The sequence below is a fragment of the Pseudomonas sp. BGI-2 genome, assembly GCF_004310295.1.
Classification (GTDB): domain Bacteria; phylum Pseudomonadota; class Gammaproteobacteria; order Pseudomonadales; family Pseudomonadaceae; genus Aquipseudomonas.
In genome coordinates, this window is record NZ_SISB01000037.1 from 55503 (window position 1) to 63607 (window position 8105).

Consider the following 8105-nt stretch of genomic DNA (forward strand, 5'->3'; position numbering starts at 1 on the left):
GGTAGGTCGTTCAACTGAGCCGAGGCGTTCTGGTTTGCCTCGATGAAACCTATTAGAAGCTCGCGAGGTATCTCGTCTGTGTCGAAAACAGCCGCGTGTAAATCGGTACGTATCAACGTCGGCCCCTGATACAGAGCGATACAAAACCCCTGGAAAACCGCATTTTTACGTTTACGTGTATCCGCCGCTACGCCAGATACACTGCAATACAAAGGGGAGCGGGTGAGCGGGCCAAGGCTCGATAGACTGCGCAACATCCCCCATTGATAGAGGCTTGGCCCCATGGAACACGTCGATCACATTCTCATCGTGGACGATGACCGCGAGATCCGGGAACTGGTAGGCAACTACCTCAAGAAGAACGGCCTGCGCACCACGGTCGTCGCCGACGGGCGTCAGATGCGCACCTTCCTTGAGTCCACGCCGGTGGACCTGATCGTACTCGACATCATGATGCCGGGCGACGACGGGCTGATGCTCTGCCGCGAGTTGCGCGCCGGCAAACACAAGGCCACGCCGGTGCTGATGCTCACCGCCCGCAACGACGAAACCGACCGCATCATCGGCCTGGAAATGGGCGCCGACGATTACCTGGTCAAGCCGTTCGTCGCCCGTGAACTGCTCGCCCGAATCAACGCCGTACTGCGCCGCACGCGGATGCTGCCGCCGAACCTGGTGGTCACCGAAAGCGGTCGCCTTGGCGTTCGGGCGCTGGCGCCTGGACACCTCAGCCCGTCACCTGCTGGATGAAGACGGCACCATGGTCGCGCTCAGCGGCGCGGAATATCGCTTGCTGCGGGTGTTCCTCGATCACCCGCAGCGGGTGCTCAATCGTGACCAGCTGCTCAATCTGACCCAGGGCCGCGACGCCGATCTGTTTGACCGCTCCATCGACTTGCTGGTGAGCCGCTTGCGCCAGCGCTTGCTGGACGATGCCCGCGAACCCGCCTACATCAAAACCGTGCGCAGTGAGGGCTATGTGTTTTCCCTGCCAGTGGAAGTGCTCGGTGCGCCGTCATGAACCTGTCGCTTCGTTGGCCACGCACCCTCGCCTCACGGTTGTCGCTGATCTTCCTGATCTGCCTGATCCTGGCCCAGGCGTTGTCCTTCGGCGCGCAGTATTACGAGCGTTATGAAAGCGCGAAAAACACCATGCTCGGCAATCTGGAAACCGACGTCTCGACGTCCATTGCGATCCTCGACCGCTTGCCAGCCGAAGAACGCATGAGCTGGCTGCAACAACTGAACCGCCGCAACTACCGTTATTTGCTGGACGAAGGCTCACCGGGCGTGGCCATGAGCGATACGCCCATCGCGATGACATCGATCAAAGACGCCATCGGCAAGGATTACCCGATGACCGTGACGGACATTCCCGGCGCGCAGAAACACTTTCAGGTCCACCTGAAACTCGCGGACGGCAGCCCGGTGACCATCGACGTGAGGCCAGCGATGATACCGTTGTCGCCGTGGTTACCCATCGTCTTGCTGGGCCAGTTGGCGCTGATGATCGCTTGCACCTGGCTGGCCGTCAGAATCGCTATCAGCCCCCTCACCCGCCTCGCCGAGGCGGTGGACAACCTTGATCCCAACGCCCACGCGGTGCACCTGGACGAAAAAGGCCCGACCGAAGTCGCTCATGCCGCCATCGCCTTCAATTCGATGCAGGCGCGCATCGCCGCATACCTGAAGGAGCGCATGCAACTGCTGGCAGCGATTTCCCACGACCTGCAAACCCCGATCACCCGCATGAAACTGCGCGCCGAATTCATGGACGACTCCAGCGAGAAAGACAAACTGTGGAACGACCTCGGCGAGATGGAGCATCTGGTGCGCGAAGGCGTGGCCTATGCCCGCAGCGTTCACGGCGCCACCGAAGAAAGTCGCCGCACCGACCTGGATTCGTTCCTCGACAGCCTGGTGTTTGACTATCAGGACGTGGGCAAGGAGGTGCAGCTCAGTGGCAAATGTGGCGCGGTGATCGACACCCGCCCGCATGCGTTGCGGCGGGTACTGGTGAACCTGACGGATAACGCACTGAAATTCGCCGGGGCCGCGGAATTGAAGGTGGAAGCGAAAAACGGCAGCCTGTCGGTGAAGGTCATGGATCGCGGACCGGGCATTGCCGAAGACGAACTGGCCCACGTGATGGAACCGTTTTATCGGGTAGAGAATTCGCGCAACCGCAGCACCGGCGGCACCGGCCTGGGGCTGGCGATTGCGCAGCAATTGGCGTTGGCGCTCGGGGGATCGTTGACGTTGAGCAATCGTGAGGGCGGCGGGCTCTGCGCGGAGCTGAAGTTACCGATTTGACCCGTGTAGGAGCGAGGCTTGCCCGCGAAGAACGATGACGCGATTCTCAATTAAAACCGCGTAACGGCCTTCGCGGGCAAGCCTCGCTCCTACAAACGACCCGAAGGCAATGGAAAGCCTATATATTGTCGGACACAGTCGCGCGCACCCGATAGCCACCGACACATATATGGATATTGGCAAATGGATGACAACCGACGGCCCATCAAGACGCGCTCTGCGGGCTGGGCGAAACACATCACCGACCTCCTGGTGAAAAGAGACATTTCCCCCAATCAGATCTCCGTCGCCAGCATCGCTTTCGCGCTCGCCGGGGCGGTGGCGCTGATGATCGATAACGGTCTTGTCGGCTCGCTCCTCTGCGCGTTCGGCATTCAATTGCGCCTGCTGTGCAATCTCTTCGACGGAATGGTGGCGATCGAGGGCGGCAAGAAATCCGACATCGGCAGCCTTTACAACGAATTCCCCGACCGTATTGCCGACAGCCTGCTGATCGTCGCGCTGGGGTACGCCATCGGCTACGCCGATCTCGGCTGGTTCGCTGCGTTGGCCGCGGCACTCACGGCGTATGTCAGGGTGTTCGGCGGCTCGATTGGTCTGAAGCAGAGCTTCATGGGCCCCATGGCCAAGCAACATCGAATGGCCGTGATGACCGCAGGCCTTGTGTTGAATGCGCTTGAAGCGACCGTTTATGGCACTCACTACGTGCTGTTGATCGCGCTGGTCATCATCGCGGCAGGATCCGCCGCGACCTGCGTCACGCGAACCCTGGCCATCTCGCGTCAGCTGAAGGGGAATCACCATGTGGATCAGTAACGCGCTGATTTCTGTTCTTCGATTCCTCATCGGCGTCACGGCCCGATGGGAAAGCCCGCCGGACCTGACACGCCAGCGCATCTATTTCGCCAATCACTCCAGCCATATGGACACCCTGGCAATCATCGCCGCCCTGCCACCGGAAGCCCGGGTGAACGTGAAACCGGTCGCGGCCGCTGACTACTGGGGAAAGAACAAATTTCTGTCGTACATCTCGCAGAAAGGCCTGAATGCCGTGCTGATCGACCGTACCCCGGCGCCCGGCGTCAACGTGCTGGAGCCGATTTTCGATGTGGTGCGCGCCGGCCATTCGATCATCATCTTTCCGGAAGGCACGCGCGGCACCGAGGCGTTGCCCGGCCCTTTCAAATCGGGCCTGTACCGCTTGGCCGAGACATTCCCCGAGGTGGATCTGGTGCCTATCTACCTGGAAAACCTGCATCGCTCCATGCCAAAAGGCAAACACGTTCCGCTGCCCATCATCTGCACGATCCGTATCGGCGACCCGCTGCAACGGATCATCGGCGAGGAAAAACAGGTGTTTCTGGATCGGGCGCGTGATGCGATTGTGAGGTTGTCGGAATGAATCTTGATGAAAAGTTTTTGTGGTTCTTCGGCGCCATTGCCGGCCTGTTGGCCATCGCTTCGATCATTGGCCGGATACTGGCCAAGCGGGCAACGACAGAAGGCTCGATCTCGACCATCGAAAACCTCAATCAGCGCGTAAATGCCTGGTGGGGCATGGTGATCATCTTCTTCGTGTCCTACCTGCTGGGCGGGAACGCGACGGTCATTCTGTTCGGCTTCATTTCCCTGTTCGCGCTGCGTGAGTTCATCACCCTGACGCCGACCCGGCCTGGCGACCATAACGCGCTGTTCTCGGCGTTTTTCATTCTGATCCCGCTGCAATACGTGTTGATTGGCACGCATTGGTATTCGCTGTTCACGCTGTTGATTCCGGTGTACGCCTTCCTGCTGTTGCCGGCGATTGCGGTGCTGAGCCAGGACACGGACGCCTTCCTGGAACGGGCGGCCAAGATCCAGTGGGGGGTGATGATCTGCGTTTATTGCATCAGCCACGCGCCTGCTCTGTTGCTGCTGGACCTGGAAGGCATCAAGGGTCAGAACGCGCTGCTGCTGTTTTATCTGGTCTTCGTCGTTCAGTTGAGCGATGTGTTGCAGTACGTGTTCGGCAAACTGTTCGGCAAGCACAAGGTTGCGCCGCTGGTGAGTCCGTCGAAAACGGTGGAAGGATTGGTGGGTGGCGGTCTGTCGGCCACGCTGATTGGCGGGTGCATGTTCTGGATGACGCCGTTCAGTTTTTGGCAGTCGCTGCTGATGTCTCTGGTGATCGTGGTGATGGGTTTTCTGGGTGGGCTGGTGATGTCCGCCATTAAGCGCAGCCTGAGCGCGAAGGATTGGGGGACCATGATTAAAGGTCATGGCGGCATGCTTGATCGGATGGACTCGATTTGCTTTGCGGCGCCGATCTTCTTTCACCTGACGCGGTATTTCTTCTCCGCCCAATAAGTATCCAGTCACCACTAAACCCTGTGGGAGCGGGCTTGCTCGCGAAGGCGTCGTGTCAGGCAACATCATTGACGACTGACACTCCGCCTTCGCGAGCAAGCCCGCTCCCACAGGGTCAAGTGGTGGTTGGGAGATTGTGGTGGGTCAGGCGGTTACGCCGAGCACTCCTTCACTGTGCATCTGCCGCAACAACGCCGTGCCACTTGCCATAAACTCTGGCGATCCAGCGGCCCCCGCCTCGACCGCCAACGCATCCAACTGCGCCTGCCCGTCCAGCTCGGGAAACTCCTCAATGCGCTGCAACAACCGCCACGCCAACGGGCTCAACTCGGAAAACTTCACGCTCCAGTCCTCCGCCCGACGCACCAGCAATAACGTGGGTTGAGGCGGTGCAACGTCCGGCTGATGATCCGGCCCCACCAACTGCACCGGCCACGCATACGCCAATGGCCACGCCAGCGGCGAAACCTGCAACGGTCGATCCAGCAACAACCCGGCATCGCTGGCCGGTAACGGCTCAGCCTCGGACTGCTGCAATGCCATCTCGACCCACTCGTAATGCGCCAGCTCCACCAAGAACGGCGGCCACACACGCTCGCTCAACGCTTGCGGACCGGAGGCCAGGAACTCGACAAACTCCTGGGCGATTTCACCGAATTTCGGTGTGCGCGCGCGGTAGTCCCGCAGGAAAATCCGTACCAGCGAACGCCAGTGCTCATCACCGAGAATCTTGATCAGCACCGGAAAGGTCCCGCTGAGCAGCGCCGACAGGTTGGCGAAAATCAGGTCGCGGTAAACCTGGGCTCGCGCGGTGTTCATTTCGCTTGGTGGCGCGCAGTGCTCGGGATCGCGCAGGTAAAGGCCCATTGCCGCTTGCTGTTGAAACAGACTCGGCTTATCCACGGTTCACCCCCTCGGCCTGCAAACGGCGAATGGTCTGCAATTCAGCCACCAGTTCAGAAAACGCCGGGAAGTTGAAATCCCGCTCCAGCAACGTCGGCTGCGCGCCGAAACGTGCGTACGCTTGCGCCAGCATCGACCAGACAACCGGTTTCACCGACGCGCCATGGGTGTCGATTTTCAACGTATCGGACTCATCGAAGTGCCCGGCCACGTGCATCGCCACCACCCGCCCCGAATCGATGCCCGCCAGAAAGGTCTGCGGATCGAACCCGTGGTTGATCGAGTTGACGTAGACATTGTTGACGTCCAGCAACAGGTCGCAATCGGCTTCACGCAGTACCGCGTTGGTGAAGGTCACTTCGTCCATGTCCTGCTGGGGCGCGGCATAGTAGGACACGTTTTCCACCGCCAGGCGCCGACCCAGAATGTCCTGGGCCTGGCGAATCCGCGCGGCCACGTGATGTACCGCTTCTTCGGTAAAGGGCAGCGGCAACAGGTCGTAAAGGTGACCGTCATCGCTGCAATAACTCAGGTGCTCGCTGTACAGCGGCATGTTGTATTGATCGAGAAACACGCGGACTTCCTGCAGAAACCCGACATCCAGCGGCGACGGTCCACCCAACGACAGGGACAAGCCGTGACAGGACAACGGAAAACGCTCGGCCAGGGCGCGTAACGCATGGCCATGGGCGCCGCCGATGCCGATCCAGTTTTCCGGCGCGACTTCCAGGAAATCGAAATCGCCGGTACGGGCGGTCAGAAGGTCTTTCATTAAACCGCGACGCAGGCCAAGCCCGACGGTCGCTTTCGCTGAGGTGATGGGGGTCTGCATGGTGTCGGTCTCAAGGGTTGCCAGTACGGAATCACAGTTAACCGAAGCGGTGTATCGGGTCTGTGTTCGGGTCCGGCGGTAAATCGCAGCGGTTGTATCGCCGAAGGGTCTGTACACACTTCGGTACAGACCCTTCGGCAGGCATTACGCCAGGTCGTATTTCTCGCGCACCAGATGGCCGATGCCGATGCGATCGAGCACGTTCATCGGGCAAAGGAAGGTCACGCGAACGGTGCCCGGCAAGCGGCTGATGTCGATCGAACCGGTGATGGTCGCGCGGTTGAGCACTTCGTCATACGGCAGGCCGGTGACCGAAGCGGCGCGCTTCAAGCCGTTCTCTACGGCGACGTTGAGGTTCTCGCCGCTGCCGATAAAGGTGATCGGGCCGCTCTGCTCGATCTCGGTCTGGCCCCAGCGCTCGCCCAGTTCACGGACTTTCTGCCGCTGCTCGGCATTCATGGGCCGGGCCATCGGCGGCAGATCGTCCAGGTTTTGCAGGAGGATCGGCCCTTCCAGCGTGAGGTTTTTCACCACTTCCACCACCACTTCGGTTTCCCCGGAGCAATCGGTGGCGTGCCCGGCGATCTCGCCGTTGCCTTGTTGTGCGTGCATGTCGCCCATGTACACACCGGCACCCGGCACTTTCACCGGGCAGATCAAGACGCAGCCTTCGCGAATCGAGTTGGTGTCCATGTGGCCGTCGGTCTTGGCCGCGTGCAGTTCTTCGCGGGTCATGCCGAAACGGTGTGGCGCGTTGATCAGGTATTGGCCGAAGTCGGCGCAGTTGTGCGAGTCGGGCAAGTCACGGGACGGCGTGGTGCCGATGTTGCCGAGGAACGGCCGCATGTGCGCGGCAACGCCGGGGATGTCGGCGCGGGCCAGGGACAGGATCGAATGCTGGGCCGCGAACTCGGGCAGCGCCGACATTTCCGAGGCATTGCCGGCCAGTTGGTTGGCGACCTCCTGATTGACCGTCAGGCTGACCTGGTTTTGCGCGTCGAACACGATCACGTAGCCATGGCTGAAGCGAAACGCGCTGACCTCGGCGCCACAGTTGTTACAACGAATCGACTCCTCGCCAATACCTTCGACATGACTGGCCGGGTGATCGGTGCCGCACTTGGAGCAGAATTTGGCGACGAACGGGTCGCCGTTGTAGCGCCCCTCCACGAAGCTCATGACCCCGGACGACGTCGCCAGCGAGGTGACGCGCATGCTTTTGATCTTGATTGCCACCGCATCGCCGACTTCTGCACCGGCAATGGCCACCGGTTGCGTCACTTCGTGGCCGCCCTCGAACGCCGGTGTGATCATCGGGCCCCAGCAGCCCGGCGGTGTGCCGGTGATCAGCGTCCCGCCATCGGCGAGCGGCCCGAGCATCGGCTGGCTTGGGCCGATGATGCCTTGGGTGTAGTGATCGACGCGCAGGTGGTTGACGGGTGAAGACTTGAGGTCGGTTTCAGACGCAAGCATGTTCATTGGTGTCCCCTTAACGGTCAGCCCTTTCAAGGTGTTTTCCCTTTGTGGGCCTTTAGCACCCGATCGGTCGACACATGAGCATGCGCAGCCTTTCCCTCCAGCCATTCCTTGGGCTTGGCGATTTTGGGGCCGCGTATGCTTTTGGCAACCTGTTTGGGCTTGATATTCCTTGCCAGCGTCAACAAGCGCTGTGCCAGCGTTTCTGTGGTCGATTGAAGTGACAGATAATCCG

The 8105-nt window shown here is 60.5% G+C and carries 7 protein-coding genes and 2 pseudogenes; 5 read left to right on the forward strand and 4 right to left on the reverse strand.

Annotation, left to right across the window (positions count from 1 at the left end; genetic code table 11):
* The first annotated feature begins 282 nt into the window (after positions 1 to 282).
* From EYC95_RS22745 to EYC95_RS22765, 5 genes and pseudogenes are all read left to right on the forward strand, one after another.
* Positions 283 to 1021, forward strand: a pseudogene (locus EYC95_RS22745) (response regulator).
* Entirely contained in the window at positions 1018 to 2313 is a 1296-nt protein-coding gene (locus EYC95_RS22750) for an ATP-binding protein (RefSeq protein WP_131062321.1), read from the forward strand. Before EYC95_RS22745 ends, EYC95_RS22750 begins: the two are co-directional and overlap by 4 nt.
* Positions 2314 to 2496: 183 nt before the next feature.
* A complete protein-coding gene (locus EYC95_RS22755; protein WP_131062322.1) occupies positions 2497 to 3129 on the forward strand; it encodes a CDP-alcohol phosphatidyltransferase family protein in 633 nt (210 codons plus the stop codon).
* Positions 3116 to 3715: a 1-acyl-sn-glycerol-3-phosphate acyltransferase gene (locus EYC95_RS22760; RefSeq protein ID WP_131062323.1), complete on the forward strand. Its 600-nt coding sequence runs from the start codon at positions 3116 to 3118 to the stop codon at positions 3713 to 3715. Before EYC95_RS22755 ends, EYC95_RS22760 begins: the two co-directional genes overlap by 14 nt.
* A complete protein-coding gene (locus tag EYC95_RS22765; protein ID WP_131062324.1) occupies positions 3712 to 4659 on the forward strand; it encodes a phosphatidate cytidylyltransferase in 948 nt (315 codons plus the stop codon). The genes EYC95_RS22760 and EYC95_RS22765 overlap by 4 nt, the downstream gene beginning before the upstream one ends.
* A 144-nt stretch (positions 4660 to 4803) precedes the next feature.
* Here the strand turns inward: EYC95_RS22765 and EYC95_RS22775 are convergent, their stop codons facing one another.
* The 4 genes and pseudogenes from EYC95_RS22775 to EYC95_RS22790 all read right to left on the reverse strand — a co-directional run.
* Positions 4804 to 5562, reverse strand: coding sequence for a DUF2063 domain-containing protein (locus EYC95_RS22775; protein ID WP_131062325.1), 759 nt, complete (start codon positions 5560 to 5562; stop codon positions 4804 to 4806).
* A complete protein-coding gene (locus tag EYC95_RS22780) occupies positions 5555 to 6394 on the reverse strand; it encodes a DUF692 domain-containing protein (RefSeq protein WP_131062326.1) in 840 nt (279 codons plus the stop codon). Before EYC95_RS22780 ends, EYC95_RS22775 begins: the two co-directional genes overlap by 8 nt.
* Positions 6395 to 6538: 144 nt before the next feature.
* On the reverse strand, positions 6539 to 7873 hold the full coding sequence (locus EYC95_RS22785) for an acetamidase/formamidase family protein (RefSeq protein WP_371928433.1): 1335 nt from the start codon (positions 7871 to 7873) through the stop codon (positions 6539 to 6541).
* Between the two features lie 26 nt (positions 7874 to 7899).
* Positions 7900 to 8105: pseudogene (locus EYC95_RS22790) on the reverse strand (IS4 family transposase); the annotation flags it as partial.

What these genes read in the sequence shown, in the direction of transcription:
- EYC95_RS22755 (WP_131062322.1), top strand. Translation starts at nt 2,497, where the DNA reads ATGGATGACAACCGACGGCCCATCAAGACGCGCTCTGCGGGCTGGGCG.
- EYC95_RS22765 (WP_131062324.1), top strand. Translation starts at nt 3,712, where the DNA reads ATGAATCTTGATGAAAAGTTTTTGTGGTTCTTCGGCGCCATTGCCGGC.
- EYC95_RS22780 (WP_131062326.1), bottom strand. Translation starts at nt 6,394, where the DNA reads ATGCAGACCCCCATCACCTCAGCGAAAGCGACCGTCGGGCTTGGCCTG.
- EYC95_RS22750 (WP_131062321.1), top strand. Translation starts at nt 1,018, where the DNA reads ATGAACCTGTCGCTTCGTTGGCCACGCACCCTCGCCTCACGGTTGTCG.
- EYC95_RS22760 (WP_131062323.1), top strand. Translation starts at nt 3,116, where the DNA reads ATGTGGATCAGTAACGCGCTGATTTCTGTTCTTCGATTCCTCATCGGC.
- EYC95_RS22785 (WP_371928433.1), bottom strand. Translation starts at nt 7,873, where the DNA reads ATGAACATGCTTGCGTCTGAAACCGACCTCAAGTCTTCACCCGTCAAC.